The following is a 17,175-nucleotide window of genomic DNA, read 5'->3' as shown; positions in this document are numbered from 1 at the left end:
ATGCGCTCCGACTACATCCTCACCCTGTCCTGCCCCGACCGCACCGGCATCGTCTATCGCGTGACCGGGCTGCTGTTCGATCTGGCCTGCAACATCCTCGACGCACAGCAGTTCGGCGACGACGAAAGTGGCCGCTTCTTCCTGCGCGTGCACTTCGACAAACCGCCGGGCACCGACATTGCCGGGCTGGAACGCCGCTTTGCGCAGCTGGCCGATGAATTCCAGATGGACTGGCAGCTGCACGATGCGCGCCGCCGCGCGCGGCTGCTGGTGCTGGTGAGCAAGCAGGGGCATTGCCTCAACGATCTGCTGTTCCGCATGCATAGCCGGCAATTGCCGGTGGATATCGCGGCGGTGGTGTCCAACCACGCCGACTTCGCGCCGCTGGCCGCCTCCTATGGCATCGCCTTCCACCATCTGCCGGTGAGCGCCGACACGCGCGCCGCGCAGGAAGCGCAGTTGCTTGCGCTGGTCGAGGCGCTGCAGATCGATCTGGTGGTGCTGGCGCGCTACATGCAGATTCTTTCGCCCGCGTTGTGCCGCGCATTGGCGGGGCGGGCGATCAATATCCATCACAGCTTCCTGCCCAGCTTCAAGGGCGCGCAGCCGTATCACCAGGCGCACGCACGCGGGGTCAAGATCATCGGTGCCACTGCGCATTACGTCACCGAAGATCTGGACGAAGGCCCGATCATCGAACAGGACGTGGCGCGCGTGGATCACGCGATGACGCCGCGCGATCTGGTGCGGCTGGGCAGCGATACCGAATCGCTGGTGCTTGCGCGTGCGGTGCGTCGCCATGTCGAGCACCGCATCGTGCTCAATGGCCATCGCACGGTGGTGTTTCGCTAGCACCGTTGCATATCCCCACGGACGGTTGCAGCACGCGCAATGGAGTCGTGGTCGGGCCAGGTCCGGCCAGCGAGCGCGCGGGACTGGTGCCACCGTTGCACTCTCCTTGCCGCTTCCTTCTGGAATTGTTTGCATGTCGCTAATCCCCGGCTCCAGCGCTCGCGCGCAACAGCACGCCACCCGCGCGGCGTTCTTCATTCCCGGCTTTGCTGCCGCGGTCTGGGCGGTGCTGGTGCCATTCGCCAAGGCCAGGACCGGCGTGGACGATGGCGCGCTTGGCCTGATCCTGCTGTGCCTGGGAGCAGGCTCGTTCCTGGCGATGCCGCTGGCCGGCGCCGTCTCGGCGCGCTTCGGTTTCCGTGCGGTCATGGCGGTGACGTCGGCGCTGATCTGCCTCAGCCTGCCGTTGCTGGCGGTGGTCGCCGATCCGTGGTTGCTGGGCGCGGTGCTGTTCGTGTTCGGCGCCGGCGTGGGCGCCATGGATTGCGCGATGAACATGCAGGCGGTGGTGGTCGAGCGCGATGCCGGGCGCGCGATGATGTCGGGATTCCATGCGTTTTTCAGCATCGGCGGTTTCGTCGGTGCCGGCGCGATGACCTTGCTGCTGTCGGCGCAGCTCTCCCCGTCGAGCGCGGCAGTTGCCGGAGTGATCGCCATGCTGCTTGTCGCCGCGCTGGCGGTACGCCACTGGCGGACCGAGCGCGTGGCGCAACAGGGGCCGTTGCTCGCGCTGCCCAGGGGCATCGTGTTGTTCATCGGCATCCTGGCGTTTGTGGTCTTCCTGGCCGAAGGCACCATTCTGGACTGGAGCTCGGTGTTCCTGGCCGATGTGCACCAGGTCGCCCCGAGCACCGCCGGCGTGGGCTATGTGGTGTTTGCATTGACCATGACGGTGACGCGCCTGCTGGGCGATGCGGTGGTGGAGCGCCTGGGGCGCATCCGCTCGATCGTGGTGGGCGCGCTGCTGGCCAGCGCGGGCTTCTGCGTGCTCACGCTGGTGAGCCCATGGCAGGCCTCGTTGGCCGGTTACGTATTGGTCGGCCTGGGCTGCGCCAATATCGTGCCGGCCCTGTTCTCGTTGGCCGGCAACCAGACGCGCATGCCGGAAAGCATTGCCATCACTGCGGTCACCACACTGGGCTATGCCGGCATCCTGGCCGGGCCGGCGCTGATCGGTTTCGCCGCGCATGGCATCGGCCTGGTCGGCGCCTTGCTCGCTGTTGCGGTGCTGATGGTGGGCGTGGCGATGTCGACGCGTTGGTTGAAGGTGTGAGTGTTGGGGATCGCGCCTGTGGTTGCTGGAGTGTCGGGAGTGCGTTGCGCGCAGGCACGCTCCTACGAGGGGAGGATATTGATTACGCTTCGGTGGCTAGATACTCGAAGCGATAGCCCACGCCGTACACCGAGCGCACCCATTCTTCGCCGCCCACCTCGGCCAGCTTGCGGCGCAGGTTCTTGATGTGGCTGTCCACGGTGCGGTCGGTGACGATGCGGTGGTCCACATACACGTGGTCCATCAACTGTTCGCGCGAATAGACGCGCCCCGGCGCTGCGCACAGCGTGCGCAGCAGGCGGAATTCGACCTGGGTCAGGTCCAGGTCGCGCCCGGCCACGCTGGCGCGGCAGGCGGCCTCATCGATCAGCAATCCATGCGTGGGCACCGCGTTGGGATCGTGCCGGTGGCGGCGCAGCACCGCACGCACCCGTGCAATCACCTCGCGCGGGCTGAACGGCTTGCAGATGTAGTCGTCGGCACCGATCTCCAGCCCGAGCAGGCGGTCGATCTCTTCGGCGCGCGCCGTCACCATGATCACCGGCACCGCGCCGAGGCTGCGCAGCTCGCGGCAGATCTCCATGCCATCGCGATTGGGCAGCATCAGGTCCAGCAGGACCAGATCCGGCGACTGCGCGCGAAACGCGGCAATCGCCTGCGCACCATCGGCCACCCAATGATGCGAATAGCCGGCCGCATGCAGATACTCGCCCAGCACCGCGGCCAGGCGCGGTTCGTCTTCGACGATCAGCACGTGCGCGTGCGGTGCTGCGGTGGTGGCGGTGTCGTCCATCAGGCCTCCAGGGTCGGCAGCCGCAGCGTCACGCGCAGGCCGCCCAGGGGCGAAGCGGTGGCGTGGATCTCGCCGTCGTGCGCGCCGACGATATTGCGGCAGATCGCCAGGCCCAGCCCGCTGCCGCCGCTGGCGCGATTGCGCGAGCCTTCCACGCGATAGAAGCGCTCGAACAGGCGATCGAGCTTGTCTGCCGGCACGCCGGGCGCGCTGTCTTCGATCACGATCTCCACCAGGTGCGCGCGCCGTGCGCACTGCACCCGCAACTGGCCGCCGGCATCGGTGTAGCGCAAGGCATTTTCCAGCAGGTTGGACAGCAGCTGCTGCAGCCGACGCTCGTCGCCGTCGACATGCAGCGGCGCAGTGATGCCGTGGGCCTGCAGCGTAAGCCCGGCTGCGGCAATGCGCGTGTGCATGCCGGCCAACGTGGACTGCAGCACCACGCTCAGATCGATCGGCGCGCGCCGGTAGGCCAGCGCGCCGACATCGGTGAGCGACAGGTCGTAGAGATCCTCGATCAGCTTGCCGAGCTGGCCGACTTCCTGGTGCAACGAGGTCAGCGATTCGCGCGTCATCGGCCGGATGCCGTCCTGCAGCGCTTCCAGCTCGGCGCGCAGCACCGCCAGCGGCGTGCGCAACTCGTGCGAGACATCGGCCATGAAATCGCGACGCGCGCGTTCGTTGTTGTCCAGTGCCTGCGCCAACTGGTTGAAGTCGCGCGCGAGCTGGTCGAGCTCATCGCGCATACGCGCCTCCAGTCGCGTGCCGTAGTCGCCGGCCGCCAGGCGATGGATTGCCGCGGTCAGGCTGCGCACGCGCCGCAGCAAGGTGCGCGACAGCAGCCAGCCGAACAGCGCGGCCACCACGATGGACGCCGCGCCGACAGTCCACCACAGACGTTGCTGGGCCTGGTAGAAGCGCGCGTCGTTGGCGGTCAGCACCTTCTCGAAGGGCAGCATGCCCATCCAGCCCACCGTCTGCCCGTTCACCACCACTGGGCGCAGCGTGTCGGTGCGGCTGACGTCGGGGTTGCCGATGATCACCCGGTAGTCGCGATCCAGCAGCGCGAAACGAAACACCGCGCCGGTCTGATCGGAGATCGGTGGTGCGCGTGGCGGCAGGTTCTGCGGCAGCTCCGGGCGCATCAGCACGAACCAGGCATCGGGATTGTCGCGGATGAAGTTCCAGTCGCCGTGCTTGGCGTAGTCGGCCTGCACGCGCGGCAATACTTCCAGCATCCGCTCGATGCCCTGCTCGCTGAGATAGTCGAGAAACTGCTTCCTGAGCAACAGCTGCCCGGCCAGGCCATTGATCAGCAGCACTGCAATGCAGGCGGTGAGGATGGCGAGGAAGAGTTTGGCGGTGATTCCGAGTTTCATCGAGGCTGGGACAACCTTGTTGCGAATGAGGTCAGGCACGCAGGTGCGCTTGCTGCAGGCATGGCAGGTTGCAGCAGCGGCGACTGCAGCTGCCGATGCAGTGCGTGTCGTGCACAACCGTATTGGGACTTCATTAAACCCCGAAAGCAAGCGCCTGCTGTCTGCCGATGCAAATCTTCAAATTTGCTCCATATTCGCAGCGTAGCGTGCGCATCCTCCGATCACTCCCGAGTGCGCCGTATGCGTTGCGTTGCTTCCTTCCGTTCTGCCGTGGTGCCGCGTCAGTGGCTGCTGGCCGCCATGATCTCCGTCGCGCTGGCGGCGTGTTCGCCTGCGCAAGCGCCGCAGCAGCGGCAAGTGGAAGTGGGCGTGCAACGCGTGGACGTGCAGCGCCTGGCGCTGGACCAGACGCTGCCCGGGCGCACCGTGGCCTATCAAAGCGCGCAGGTGCGCCCGCAAGTGGGCGGCATCCTGCGCAAGCGGCTGTTTACCGAAGGCGAGCAGGTGCAGGCCGGGCAGGTGCTGTACCAGATCGAGCCGGCGCCGTTCCAGGCCGCCTACGCGTCCGCGCAAGGCGAACTGGCGCAGGCCGAAGCGGCGGTGCTGTCGGCCAGGCCCAAGGCGCAGCGGTATCAGACGCTGGTCAAGCTGGATGCGGTCAGCCAGCAGGACGGCGACGACGCCACCGCCACCTTGCGCCAGAACGAAGCCGCAGTCACCGCGGCCAGGGCGGCGTTGCAGACCGCAAAGCTCAATCTGGATTTCACCCGCATCACCGCGCCGATCAGCGGCCGTATCGGCACTTCGAGCTTCACCCCGGGTGCGCTGGTCACCGCCGACCAGACCGATGTGCTCACCACCATCAATCAGCTCGATCCGATCTATGTGGATGTCAGCCAGTCCAGCGCGCAGCTGCTGCAGCTGCGGCGCAAGCTCGATGCCGGCCAGCTCAAGGCCGTCGATGGCAAGGCCGAGGTCAAACTGTTGCTGGAAGACGGCACTGCCTACGCGCGCACCGGCACGCTGGAAGTGGTGGATACCGCGGTGGATGCCACCACCGGCACGGTGAAACTGCGTGCGGTGATTCCGAACCCTGACCATCTGCTGCTGCCCGGCATGTACGTCAAGGCGGTGCTGTCGATGGCGGTCAACGAGCAGGCGATCCTGGTGCCGCAACAGGCCGTCACCCGCAACAGCAAGGGCGAGGCGGTGGCGATGGTGGTCGGCGCCGATGGCAAGGTGGCGCAGCGCGTGCTCAAGACCGGCGATGCGGTAGGCGATCGCTGGGTGGTCAGCGAAGGCCTGTCTGCGGGCGAGAGCGTGATCGTGCAGGGCCTGCAGAAGATCCAGGTCGGCATGCCGGTGAAGGCGCACGAGGTGAGCGCCACCACAGCTACCCCAGCGGCAGCGCCGAATGCAGCTGCTGCAGTCGCACCGGGCGCACCCGCTGCCGCTGCGCGTGCGGCCACGTCGACGCCTGCAGCGCCGGCCAGCGCCACGCCCAAGGCCGACTGAGGAACTCCCATGGCTCGTTTCTTCATCGACCGCCCCATCTTTGCGTGGGTCATCGCCATCGTCATCACGCTGGCCGGCGCGATCTCGATCTTCTCGCTGCCGCTGGAGCAATACCCGGACATCGCACCGCCCTCGGTGACGGTCAGTGCGACCTATACCGGCGCCTCCGCAGAGACCGTGCAGAACTCGGTCACCCAGATCCTCGAACAGCAGATGACAGGCCTGGACAATCTGCTCTACATGTCCTCCAGCAGCAGCTCGGCGGGCACTGCGCAACTCACGCTGACCTTCGAGTCCGGCACCGACCCGGATACCGCGCAGGTGCAGGTGCAGAACAAGGTGTCGCAAGGCGAGGCGCTGCTGCCCGACGAGGTCAAGACCAACGGCGTGACCGTCACCAAGTCGGCCAGCGGCAGCATGTTCATGGTGCTGGCCTTCACTTCCGAAGACGGCAGCATGGACAGCACCGACATCGGCGACTACATGGTGTCCTCGTTGCAGGACCCGATCAGCCGCCTCAACGGCATCGGCAGCGTCAACGTGTTCGGTGCCGAGTACGCGATGCGGGTGTGGCTGGATCCGGAGAAACTGCACACCTACGCATTGATGCCCTCGGATGTCAGCAGCGCGATCGCCGCGCAGAACGCCGATGTCTCGTCGGGCGCGCTGGGTGCATTGCCGGCGCTGCAGGGCCAGCAGTTGAATGCCACGGTGACCTCGCGCAGCAAGCTGCGCACACCGGCGCAGTTCGAGAACATCGTGCTCAAGTCCGACGCCGGCGGCGCCACCGTGTACCTGCGCGATGTCGCGCGGGTGGAGCTGGGCTCGGAATCCTACGGCTCCAGTTCCAAGTTCAACGGCAAGGCCGCCTCGGGCATGGGCCTGCAGCTGGCGACCGGCGCCAATGCGCTGGACGCGGCCAAGCTGGTGGAAGCCAAGCTGGATGCGCTCAAGCCGTATTTTCCGGCTGGCCTGAAGTACGAGGTCGCCTACGACACCACGCCGTTCGTGCGTATCTCCATCGAGGAAGTGGTCAAGACCCTGATCGAAGCGATCGTGCTGGTGGTCGTGGTGATGTACCTGTTCCTGCAGAACTGGCGTGCCACGCTGGTACCGGTGATCGCGGTGCCGGTGGTGCTGATGGGCACCTTCGGGGTGTTGTCGCTGCTGGGCTTTTCGATCAACACGCTGACCATGTTCGCCATGGTGCTGGCGATCGGCCTGCTGGTGGACGATGCGATCGTGGTGGTGGAAAACGTCGAGCGGCTGATGGCCGAGCAGGGCATGTCGCCGCGCGAGGCCACGCATACCTCGATGGGCCAGATCACCGGTGCCCTGGTCGGCATCGCGCTGGTGCTCACGGCGGTGTTTCTGCCGATGGCTTTCTTCGGTGGTGCTACCGGCGAGATCTATCGGCAGTTCTCGGTGACCATTGCCGCGGCGATGATCCTGTCGCTGGTGGTCGCGTTGACCCTGAGCCCGGCGCTGTGCGCCACCTTGCTCAAGCCCATCGACAAGGGCGGCCATGTCTCGCGCAAGGGCGTGCTGGGCAGGTTCTTCGGCTGGTTCAACACGCGTTTCGATCGCGGCACCGAGGGCTACGGGCGTGGCGTGGAGCGCATCGTCGGCCATCGCAAGCTCGGCTCGCTGGTCTATGCGCTGCTGCTGGTGGTACTTGGCCTGCTGTTCTGGCGTCTGCCCAGTGCGTTCCTGCCCGAAGAAGACCAGGGCATGCTGATGGTGATGTTCAGCGCGCCGGCCGGTGCCACCCAGCAACGCACCCAGCAGTCGATCGACCAGGCCACCGCGTTCATCCTCAAGCAGCCGGAAGTGCAGGGCATCATGACCATCTCCGGTTTCAGCCTGGCCGGCAGCAGCCAGAACTCGGGCATGGGCTTTATCCGCCTGAAGGATTGGGCCGACCGCGAGGGCTCGGCGCAGGAGGTGGCCCAGCGCATCACCGGCGCGATGATGATGACGCTGCCCGACGCACAGGTGTTCGCATTGACGCCGCCGGCAATCAATGGCTTGGGCACCAGTTCCGGTTTCACCCTGCAGCTGCAGGATGCTGCCGGCAACGGCCACGAGGCGCTGGTGGAAGCGCGCAAGCAGTTGCTGCAGCTGGCCAACGGCAATCAGAGCCTGACGGCAGTGCGCTTCAATGGCCTGGACGATGCGCCGACCTATCGCGTGCAGATCAACGATGCCAAGGCCGGCGCCCTGGGCGTTGCCGCAGCCGACATCAACACCACGCTCTCCACGGTGATGGGCGGGCGTTACGTCAACGACTTCCTCAACAACAACCGGGTCAAGCGCGTATACGTGCAGGGCGAAGCGTCCGCGCGCATGCTGCCCGGCGATATCGACCGCTGGTACGTGCGCAACAGCGACGCCGCCATGGTGCCGTTCTCGGCATTCGCCAGCAGCGCCTGGGCCTATGCACCGCAGGTGTTGACCCGCTTCAACGGCAGCGAATCGATGGAGATCACCGGCAGCGCTGCATCCGGCATCAGCTCGGGCGATGCGATGACCGCGGTCGCCGGCGAAGTGGACAGCATGGGCAAGGGCGTGGGCTACGCCTGGTCGGGCATGTCGTATCAGGAACAGGCGGCCGGCACCCAGACCTGGATGTTGTATGCGGTGTCGCTGGTGTTCGTGTTCCTGTGCCTGGCCGCGTTGTACGAGAGCTGGTCGATTCCGATCTCGGTGATGCTGGCGGTGCCGGTGGGCATCGTCGGCGCGCTGCTGGCGACCTGGATGCGCGGGCTGTCCAACGACATCTACTTCCAGGTCGGCCTGCTGGCAACGATGGGCCTGGCTGCCAAGAACGGCATCCTGATCGTGGAATTTGCCAAGGAGCTGGAAGAGAAGGGCCAGCCCTTGATCGAGGCCACCCTGCATGCCGCACGCATGCGCCTGCGCCCGATCCTGATGACCTCGCTGGCCTTCATGCTCGGCGTGCTGCCGATGGTGATCAGCAGCGGCGCCGGCTCCGGCGGACGCCATTCGCTGGGCACCGGCGTGTTGGGCGGCACGCTGGCCTCCACCGTGCTGGGCATCTTCTTCGTGCCGTTGTTCTACGTGATGGTGCGCAGCCTGTTTCCCGGCAAGGCTGCCGCGCACCCCACCGCCGTTTCCACCTCCGAGGTGACTCCATGATGCGCACGACAACCCTTGGTCTGGCAGTGGCCTGCGCCATCGCATTGAGCGGCTGCGTCAGCATGGCGCCGCGGTATGCGCGCCCGGACGCACCGGTGCCCGGCGTGGTCGGCGACACCGGCAGCGCGCCCCACGGCGGCAGTGCCGATGGCAGCACTATCGCTGCGGCTGGACTGGACTGGCGGCAGGTGCTGGTCGATGCGCGTCTGCAACAGGTGGTCGCACTGGCGCTGGACAACAACCGCGACCTGCGCGTGGCCGTGCTCACCATCGAGCAGGCACGCGCGCAGTACCGCATCCAGCGTGCGGACCTGTTTCCCGCAGTGGACGCCACCGTGTCGCACACCGCGCAACGTGCTGCGGCCGCGACCAGTTTCACCGGTGCGCCGCAGATCATCCGCAGCGCCACCGGGCAGGTGGGGATCAGCAGTTGGGAGTTGGACCTGTTCGGGCGCATCCACAGCCTCAAGGATGAAGCGCTGGAGACCTATCTGGCCAGCGAGCAGACCCAGCGCAGCACCCGCCTGAGCCTGGTGGCCGAAGTGGCCAGCGACTGGCTCACCGTGGCCGCCGATCAGCAGCGGCTGGCACTTGCCCAGCAGACCCTGGAGAGCCAGCGCAAGACGCTGCGCCTGACCGAATTGCAGCACGACAATGGCATCGTCTCCGGTCTGGATCTGGCGCAGATCCAGACCAGTGTGGAAAGCGCGCGCGCCGACGTGGCCAGCTTCACCACCCAGCTGGCGCAGTCGCGCAATGCCTTGAATCTGGTCGTGGGCGCGCCGGTACCGGCGGCGTTATTGCCGGCTGCCGATGCGATCGAGACCGGCGTGGCGCTGGCGCCGTTGCCGGCGCAGCTGGAATCGCGCGTGCTGTTGCAGCGCCCGGACGTATTGTCGGCCGAGCACACGCTCAAGGCCGCCAATGCCGACATCGGCGCGGCGCGTGCGGCGTTCTTCCCCACCATCTCGCTGACCGGCAATGTCGGGCGCGGCAGCGATGCCTTGTCCAGCCTGTTCGATGGCGACCACACCTGGTCGTTCACCCCCAGCGTGAGCCTGCCGATCTTCCGCGCCGGCGCCCTGAAGGCCGAACTGGACGTGGCCAAGCTGCAGAAGGACATCACCATCGCCCAATACGAACTGGCCATCCAGACCGCCTTCAGCGAAGTGGCCGACGCGCTGGCCGAACGCACCCAGCTGGACGAACGCATGGACGCGCAGCGCGCCCTGGTGGACGCGGCACAACGCGGTTTCACCCTGTCGGATGCGCGCTACCGCAATGGCGTGGACAGCTATCTGGTGGCGCTGGACGCGCAGCGCTCGCTCTACAGCGCACAGCAGACCTTGATCAGCCTGCGGCTGACCGAAGCGAGCAACCGGGTGACCTTGTACAAGGTGCTCGGCGGCGGCGCCGATGCGCAATCGCAACCGCTTGCGCAACAGTAGCCCTGCACGGATGCGCAAGGGCATCCGCCATATCCGCAACGGCAGTGAAACTGCCAAGGTCAAAGGAGCGGACCAGATCGCATCTCATCAGACAGCCACGCGGTGCGCACAGCTCGCAACCATGCACACCGACCATCCTGACGGGACCTTGCCCGCCCACCGTCGCGGGACCTTGAGCGGCATGGATGCCGCGCCAGAGCCTACACGGACGTACTTGCGGCGTGTCCTGCGATGGTGGGCGGGCAAGGGCCTTGCAGCCAAGCCGTGGATCGTCTGCTCTGCGCCTGATCTATCCGCATGGTCCGCGTGCATCGCGACACCACGCATAAAGCAACCAAGTCTTCGAGCCTTAGCGTCGTTAAGGCGCGCTCCGAGTCTTGAATCAAAAGCTAGGTGAGTCGAGCGTGCGATGCCCTCACCGCTTGCGGGACACGCCGTGAATCCGTCCGTGGAGGCTCCTTGGCGGCATCCATGCCGCCAAGGGTCCCGCAAGCGGCGAGGACACTGCACCAGAGAGTTGGTCGGCGGCTTTCTTGAGAGCTTGCTACTCGGCTTGCCGTAGCAGATGAGACGTTTGTAGCTTGCGTGTTGAAAGCCCGTCTGCTGCTCGCCTTGCGACGGGAAAATGGTGAGGGGTTAATCGAACACACGGTGATCCGACCAGCGCCCGTCATGCGCCGCTCGCAACCATGCACACCGACCATCTCGACGGGTGCTTGTCCGCTCACCGTCGCGGGACCTTGAGCGGCATGGATGCCGCGCCAGAGCCTACACGGACGTACTTGCGGCGTGTCCTGCGATAGTGGGCGGGCAAGGACCTTGCAGCCAAGCCGCAGATCAGCAGCTCTACACCTGATCTATCCGCGCTGTCCAAATGCATTGAGACACGACCCATAGGGCAACCAAGACTTCGAACCGCAGCGTCGCTAAGGCGCGATCCGAGCCTCGATGTCGTACAAAGACGTACGTCGGCGTGTCCTGTGATGGCGGGCGGGCAAGGACCTTGCAGCCAAGCCACAGGTCATCCGCTCTGCGACCGACGTGTACGCACGTTCGACCACCTTCATGCCGCCAAGTGTCCCGCAAGCGATAAGGACATCGCGCTGCACCACCTATCGGTGAACGCAGCAGTTTTTCGCCGCGTTGACTACAACCCATAGATCGGTGTTCCCACGCATGCTGCGATGGCCGACGCAGACGCCGGCCATCGCATTGCACATTGCTGAAACCGCATCACTTCGCCGCGTTGGCGTTCATCACCGCATTGCGGCTGGCATCCAGATACTGCGCCGGGTCGCGCATGCCGGTGGTGTGGCATTGCCCGGTGGTGTGGCCGCGATTGACGCCGCCCGGCAGCTGCGCGTTGACCTGCTCCACGGTGCCATCTTCCGGGTCGTTCAGTACCAGGTCCGAGGCCGCGTTGCAGTAGTCGTTGGTGTACCAGTTGGTCTTGGCGAACGAGGTCGTGTAGTAATTGACCTTGGCGCGCGCATCGGCTGGAATACCGGCCAACCAGGCTTTGGCGCCGTCGTAGGTCATGTCGGTATTGGTGCCGCAACCCACGCCGAACCACGAGCCCACCGCCGCCAGAATGCCGGACAGATTGGTGCCCTGGTACGGCGTGCCGACCGACTGCATCACCCGCCCACCTGTGGCGTTATCCAGCCCGCTCCAGTAGTAGGTGTACAGATGCAGCGCGGCCATGCCGCCCTGGCTGTGCGCCACCGTCGCGAACGAGGACCACTGACTGGCGAACTGCGCCAACCGCTGTGCGAACTGGTCGTTGCTGCGGTTCTGTTTGGCATCAAGGAAAGAGGATGCATTGGTGAACTGCGCCTGCGGCCACACGCCGTTGGAGCAATAACCATGCACCAGCACCAGTTGTGACCCCGCGGCCTGCGGTTGCGCCATCGCAGTGGCACGGGCCAGCGTCGTCGGACGTGGCCCCATGCGCATGCTTTCGTCAATCGCAGCGGCAGAGCGCGCGATGCTGGCGCGGCGCAACGCGGGCAGCTGCAACGGCAGCGTGTCGGACTGTACCAGCGGGATGTAATGGTCCGGGTCTTCGATGCGCAGCCCGCGCAGCGTGAACGGCGCACGCGCGCCGGCACGCGCGACCCAGCGTTCGTCCAGGCTCAACGGCAGCTGGCCTTGCTGCGGCGTCAGCATGCCGCCGATCCACGCCACCGGCACGTCCTTGCCCTTGGCATCGGTGCCCCAGACCTGGCCTAACACGCGGTAATGCGATGGTGCCTTGCCGCGCGCGGCGACCGGCAAGGCAATGCTGAGCCGGGTGCCGTCGGCAGCGCGTGCGCTGAGCGCGTTGCCGAGCAGACGCAGGGAGGTATCCAGCACCGGCAACACATGCTCGCTGGTGCGCACGAACGGCTGCCCGGCCTGGTCGCGACCATGCACGATCACCTGTGCGATCCAGGTGCCTTCGGCCGTCGGTTGGAACGTGCCGCCATACACGCCATCGCCGGCAGCACCATCGTCGTGCTGCCCGTCATCGGCCATCGGCAGTGTGCGGATGCCGCCTTGCGGGTCGATCACACGCAGGCTCGCTGTCTCGATCTGCCCCGCCTGCGCGGCCAGCAAGCTCGCGCCGGCTGCATCGTTGCCGCTGAGCAAGGCGTTGAGCGTCAGCGACTGGCCGACCTGCTGCCGACGATGGCGCGGGTACGAGGCCAGCTGCGTGCGCGCATCGCCTTCCATCAGCACATACCCGCGTTGCGCCACCGGTGCCGCCGATTGCAGCGTCAGCGCCCAGTTGCCGTTCTGCGCGGATTCCACCGCGTAACGCATGCCGCTGCTGCCGCTCTCGGCGCTGCCCAGCAGTGTGCGTTGTGCCTGCAGTTGCGGTGTAACAGCAGCGGCACGTGCGCCGGCAACACGTGGTGCAGTCACCGCCGCCTCCCACGGCTGGTCGCCGGCCAGCACCATGAAACGCAGATGGCCGTTTTCCACCGGCAAGGTGCCTTGCCAGCGTGCGGACTTGCCGGCCGGCGTCAACTCCACCGGCAGCAAGGCGCTCTTGGACAGGATCGCCGACTCGGCCGGATCGGGCGCGCGCATCTGCGCGAACTCCTCCGGTGGGCCAGCCAGTTGTTTGGGCTGCAGCTCGGCCGCGGCAAGCGGCGTGGAGACCAGCGACAGGGTGCACAGCAGGGACAACAGCGACGGCTTCGGCATGGCGACATCTCTCCTTGAACGTTGCAGAAGCGATGCCGCCGCGCATGGCAACGGCATCGGATGCAGCGCCCCCTCGCCGCGATTCGCCGATGGTTATACCGCGCACGTGTGACAGGTCTGCTGTGCGCTGCAGCACCTCACGCGCAGCGAACAAAACGCCAGAAGTAAGAAGTAGAGACTGTGATCGCGGTCGTGGATATGTCGAGGTCCACGACGCATTGCTTGATGAAAGCCAAAGGTCTGCGGTCGCTGTGCAGCGCAGGGTTCGGCGAGTGTCAGTCCGCCTGAACGCGCGCGGTAAGGGTGCGGTATTGCTCTACCCAGGCGACAGTCTGGGCGATGCCACCGAAGGGATAGAAGTGCATGCGGACCTCGCCGTGCGCATCAGTCAGGCCAGTGGCCAGCCGTTCCACAAAACGATCCGGCCCGGCGGTGCCCAACAGCTTGCCGAGCGAGATGCCGTACTTTGACAGCATCGATGCGCATGCGCCGACACCGCAGCTGGCGGCATAGCGTGCGAGCACCGCCACGCCGGCAGGACCGGGTACGCCCACACGCACGGGATGTGCAATGCCGCGCGCGCGCAGCGCCTGCAACCACGTCAGCACGATGTCGGCATCGAACGCGAACTGGGTGACGATCAGCGGCGCCATGCCGCGCTCGGCGATGCTGCGACACTTGCGCTGCAGCACCTCCCATCGATCGGCTGCAGGCATGCTTGGATGCCCTTCCGGATGCCCCGCCACAGCGATGGTCCGGATGCCGGAGCGCTCAAAGATCCCGGTATCGATCAGCGACAAGCTGTCCGGAAACGGCCCGAGCGGAGCAGGCGGATCGCCCGCAATCACCAGGCAGCACTCGACGCCGGCGTCATCGACGGCGCGGCTGACGAAGGCGTGCAGCTGCTCGCGCGAGGCGATACGGCGCGCGGACAGGTGCGGCATCGGCTGAAAGTCGAGTGCGCGCACCATCCGTGCTGCCGCTAGCCGCGCATCGTCGTCCTGGTTGGGCAAGTAGGGGATGGCAATGGTTGCGCCACGCGTGATCCGGGGCGCCGCTGCAGCCAGCCCGGCAATGTGCTTTGCGCTGACCTCCAGCGAATAGGCCTCGGTGAGGGTGCCGGCGAGGCTGGGCGTGTCCGGATCGATCAAGGGTGTTGCCGTCCTGTGGTGGTGAGTGGCTGCGCCGCTGCGTCAGCCCCGATCGAGCGGGCAGGGGCCAAGAGCACATCGAGATCCCGGCCGCGCCCCAAGACCCGCTTGCGCTCAATCGTCCTGTTCCGCATCGCCGTAGAATTTCACGCCCAGTTGTATGCGACTGCGCCCGCTTTCCACGCGGTGCCGATTGGTGTCGCGCAGCGAGTAGACGCAGCCGCAGTATTCCTGCTGATAGAAGTTCTCGCGCTTGCTGATCTCGACCATGCGCGAGGAACCGCCGCCCTTGCGCCAGTTGTAGTCCCAGTACATCAAGCCCGGATACCTGGCCGCAGCGCGCACGCCGCAGTCGTTGATCTGCTGCATGTTCTTCCAGCGCGAGATGCCCAGGGAGCTGGTGATCACCGGAAAGCCGTGCTCGTGCGCATACAGCGCGGTGCGTTCAAAGCGCATGTCAAAGCACATGGTGCAACGCACGCCGCGCTCGGGTTCGTTCTCCATCCCGCGGGCCCGCTCGAACCAGTTGTCCCGATCGTAGTCGGCATCGACGAAGGGCACGCCGCACTGCTCGGCAAAGCGGATGTTCTCGTCCTTGCGCAGCTCGTATTCCTTGCGCGGATGAATGTTGGGGTTGTAGAAGAAGATGGTGTAGTCGACGCCGGACGCCAGCATGGCCTCCATCACCTCGCCGGAGCACGGCGCGCAGCAGGAATGCAGCAACACCTTGTCGTGGCCGGCAGGCAGTGGGAGTGGCGTGCGGGTTGCGGTGGTATCCATCAGTGGGCTCCGGATGTCGTGGCGGTGCCATTGGCAGGCTGGCGGGCCAGTTCGATGAAGGCACGCAGGTAGTCGACGGCGATATCGGCCTCGCGTGCGCCCAGGAAGATCTGCTTGGCGATGCCGCGCGCACCCAGCCGCACCGGCACCACGTCCATCCTGGCGGCGTATTCCTCCACCAGCCAGCGTGGCATGGCGGCCACGCCGCGGCCACTGGCCACCATCTGCATCATGATGTCGGTGGTTTCGATGGCCTTGTGGCGCCTGGGCGTGACACCGGCCGGCAGCAGGAACTGGCTGTAGATGTCCAGGCGCTCGAGGTCCACCGGATAGCTGATGAGCACCTCGCGTGTGAGCTGCTGGGGCTTGACGTAGGCGGCCGACGCCAGCGCATGGCCCTTGGCCACGACCAGCACCTGCTCGTAGTCGAACACCGGCTCGAACCGCAGCCCGGGCTTGTACAGCGGGTCGGGCGTGACCAGCAGATCGATCTCGTAGCCGAACAGCGCGCCGATACCGCCGAACTGGAACTTCTGCTTGACGTCCACATCCACATCCGGCCAGGTGGCCAGATAGGGCGCCACCAGCTTGAGCAGCCACTGGTAGCAGGGATGGCATTCCATGCCGATACGCAGCGCACCGCGTTCGCCCTGCGCGAACTGGCCCAGGCGCTCCTCGGCCAGGTCCAGCTGCGGCAGTACCCGGTTCGCCACCGCCAGCAGGTACTGGCCGGCCTGGGTCAGGCGCAGGTTGCGTCCCTCGCGCAGCCACACGTCGGTGCCCAGCTGTTGCTCCAGCTTCTTCATGCTGTGGCTCAGCGCCGACTGGGTCAGGTTCAGCACGCCGGCGGCGGCGGTCAGCGAGCCCTGCTGCTCGACCTGCTGGACGATGGTGAGATGGATGCGCTCAAGCATTCAGATGATCCGAATTCATGGATTGTTGAAATAACACCATTTTACTTCATTGAATGCGAGCCCTAGCATCGGGGTTCGTCGTTTCAGGTCAACCCGCATGACTGTCAACGTGCCACACCCCCTCCGCGTCGTCGCGGTCTCCGGCGGGCTGCAGCGCCCCTCCAAGGCCGTCGCCCTGGCCGAACACCTGCTGGCGCTGATCGCCGCTGCCGTGCCGTGCGAGCAACATCTGGTCGAACTCGGGGCGTTGGCGCCACAGTTCGCCGGTGCGGTCTGGCGCTCGCAGCTGCCGGCGACGGTGGAGCAGGAACTCGCCGCCGTGGAGCAGGCGGACGTGGTGGTGGTGACCACGCCGGTCTATCGCGGCTCCTACACCGGGCTGTTCAAGCACTTCTTTGACTTCATCCACCAGGATGCCTTGATCGACACCCCGGTGCTGTTGGCGGCCACCGGCGGCAGCGAGCGCCATGCGCTGGTGATCGACCATCAGTTGCGGCCACTTTTCAGCTTCTTCCAGGCACGCACGTTGCCGCTGGGCGTCTATGCCACCGACCGCGACTTCCTGGACTACCGCGTGCACAACGAAGCCCTGGCCGAGCGGGCCAGGCTGGCGGTGCAACGGGCATTGCCGCTGATCGGATTGACGCGGCAGGCAGGTGCCATCGCCGCAGAAAACGTGGCCGCGGCCTGAGGCCACCCGGTCACGGTTGCTCGGCGGG

At 66.1% G+C, this 17,175-nt stretch carries 12 protein-coding genes; 6 read left to right on the top strand and 6 right to left on the bottom strand.

Features of this window, described 5'->3' with window-relative positions; all coding sequences use genetic code 11:
• Complete coding sequence (purU, locus tag XarjCFBP7645_RS19965) at positions 1-852, top strand: formyltetrahydrofolate deformylase (protein ID WP_016901474.1); 852 nt, start codon at positions 1-3, stop codon at positions 850-852.
• A 133-nt stretch (positions 853-985) separates the two neighbouring features.
• Positions 986-2,125 (top strand): MFS transporter, encoded by a 1,140-nt coding sequence (locus XarjCFBP7645_RS19960; RefSeq protein WP_039813943.1) that lies wholly within the window; start codon positions 986-988, stop codon positions 2,123-2,125.
• Positions 2,126-2,207: 82 nt separating this feature from the next.
• Here the strand turns inward: XarjCFBP7645_RS19960 and XarjCFBP7645_RS19955 are convergent, their stop codons facing one another.
• On the bottom strand, positions 2,208-2,918 hold the full coding sequence (locus XarjCFBP7645_RS19955) for a response regulator (RefSeq protein WP_047124562.1): 711 nt from the start codon (positions 2,916-2,918) through the stop codon (positions 2,208-2,210).
• Positions 2,918-4,297 (bottom strand): sensor histidine kinase efflux regulator BaeS, encoded by a 1,380-nt coding sequence (baeS, locus tag XarjCFBP7645_RS19950; protein ID WP_016901481.1) that lies wholly within the window; start codon positions 4,295-4,297, stop codon positions 2,918-2,920. Before baeS ends, XarjCFBP7645_RS19955 begins: the two co-directional genes overlap by 1 nt.
• A gap of 240 nt (positions 4,298-4,537) precedes the next feature.
• On the opposite strand from baeS, the gene XarjCFBP7645_RS19945 reads away from it, so the two are divergent.
• The 3 genes from XarjCFBP7645_RS19945 to XarjCFBP7645_RS19935 are packed head-to-tail and all read left to right on the top strand — an operon-like array spanning position 4,538 to position 10,419.
• Positions 4,538-5,812 carry an efflux RND transporter periplasmic adaptor subunit gene (locus tag XarjCFBP7645_RS19945; protein ID WP_047124563.1) on the top strand — a complete coding sequence of 425 codons (1,275 nt, stop codon included), beginning with the start codon at positions 4,538-4,540 and terminating at the stop codon, positions 5,810-5,812.
• Positions 5,813-5,821: 9 nt separating this feature from the next.
• Positions 5,822-8,971 (top strand): efflux RND transporter permease subunit, encoded by a 3,150-nt coding sequence (locus tag XarjCFBP7645_RS19940; protein ID WP_104538891.1) that lies wholly within the window; start codon positions 5,822-5,824, stop codon positions 8,969-8,971.
• A complete protein-coding gene (locus tag XarjCFBP7645_RS19935) occupies positions 8,971-10,419 on the top strand; it encodes an efflux transporter outer membrane subunit (protein ID WP_104538890.1) in 1,449 nt (482 codons plus the stop codon). Before XarjCFBP7645_RS19940 ends, XarjCFBP7645_RS19935 begins: the two co-directional genes overlap by 1 nt.
• A gap of 1,233 nt (positions 10,420-11,652) precedes the next feature.
• Here XarjCFBP7645_RS19935 and XarjCFBP7645_RS19925 read toward each other — a convergent pair.
• The 4 genes from XarjCFBP7645_RS19925 to XarjCFBP7645_RS19910 all read right to left on the bottom strand — a co-directional run bounded on the left by XarjCFBP7645_RS19925 (position 11,653) and on the right by XarjCFBP7645_RS19910 (position 16,456).
• The gene (locus XarjCFBP7645_RS19925; protein ID WP_104538888.1) at positions 11,653-13,611 is read right to left on the bottom strand and encodes a choice-of-anchor X domain-containing protein; all 1,959 of its coding nucleotides are present in this window, start codon (positions 13,609-13,611) and stop codon (positions 11,653-11,655) included.
• 275 nt (positions 13,612-13,886) lie between these two features.
• Entirely contained in the window at positions 13,887-14,762 is an 876-nt protein-coding gene (locus XarjCFBP7645_RS19920) for a methylenetetrahydrofolate reductase (protein WP_258079595.1), read from the bottom strand.
• A 114-nt stretch (positions 14,763-14,876) separates the two neighbouring features.
• Positions 14,877-15,542: an epoxyqueuosine reductase QueH gene (locus XarjCFBP7645_RS19915; RefSeq protein ID WP_047126291.1), complete on the bottom strand. Its 666-nt coding sequence runs from the start codon at positions 15,540-15,542 to the stop codon at positions 14,877-14,879.
• The gene (locus XarjCFBP7645_RS19910) at positions 15,542-16,456 is read right to left on the bottom strand and encodes a LysR family transcriptional regulator (RefSeq protein ID WP_024938835.1); all 915 of its coding nucleotides are present in this window, start codon (positions 16,454-16,456) and stop codon (positions 15,542-15,544) included. The genes XarjCFBP7645_RS19915 and XarjCFBP7645_RS19910 overlap by 1 nt, the downstream gene beginning before the upstream one ends.
• A gap of 97 nt (positions 16,457-16,553) precedes the next feature.
• Between XarjCFBP7645_RS19910 and msuE the strand changes: the two genes are divergently transcribed.
• Positions 16,554-17,147, top strand: coding sequence for an FMN reductase (gene msuE, locus XarjCFBP7645_RS19905; RefSeq protein WP_181126426.1), 594 nt, complete (start codon positions 16,554-16,556; stop codon positions 17,145-17,147).
• Positions 17,148-17,175 lie beyond the last annotated feature (28 nt).

It is taken from the genome of Xanthomonas arboricola, assembly GCF_002940665.1.
In the GTDB taxonomy this organism is placed as follows: Bacteria; Pseudomonadota; Gammaproteobacteria; order Xanthomonadales; family Xanthomonadaceae; genus Xanthomonas; species Xanthomonas arboricola_B.
This window is presented reverse-complemented; position numbering and strand designations above follow the sequence as displayed.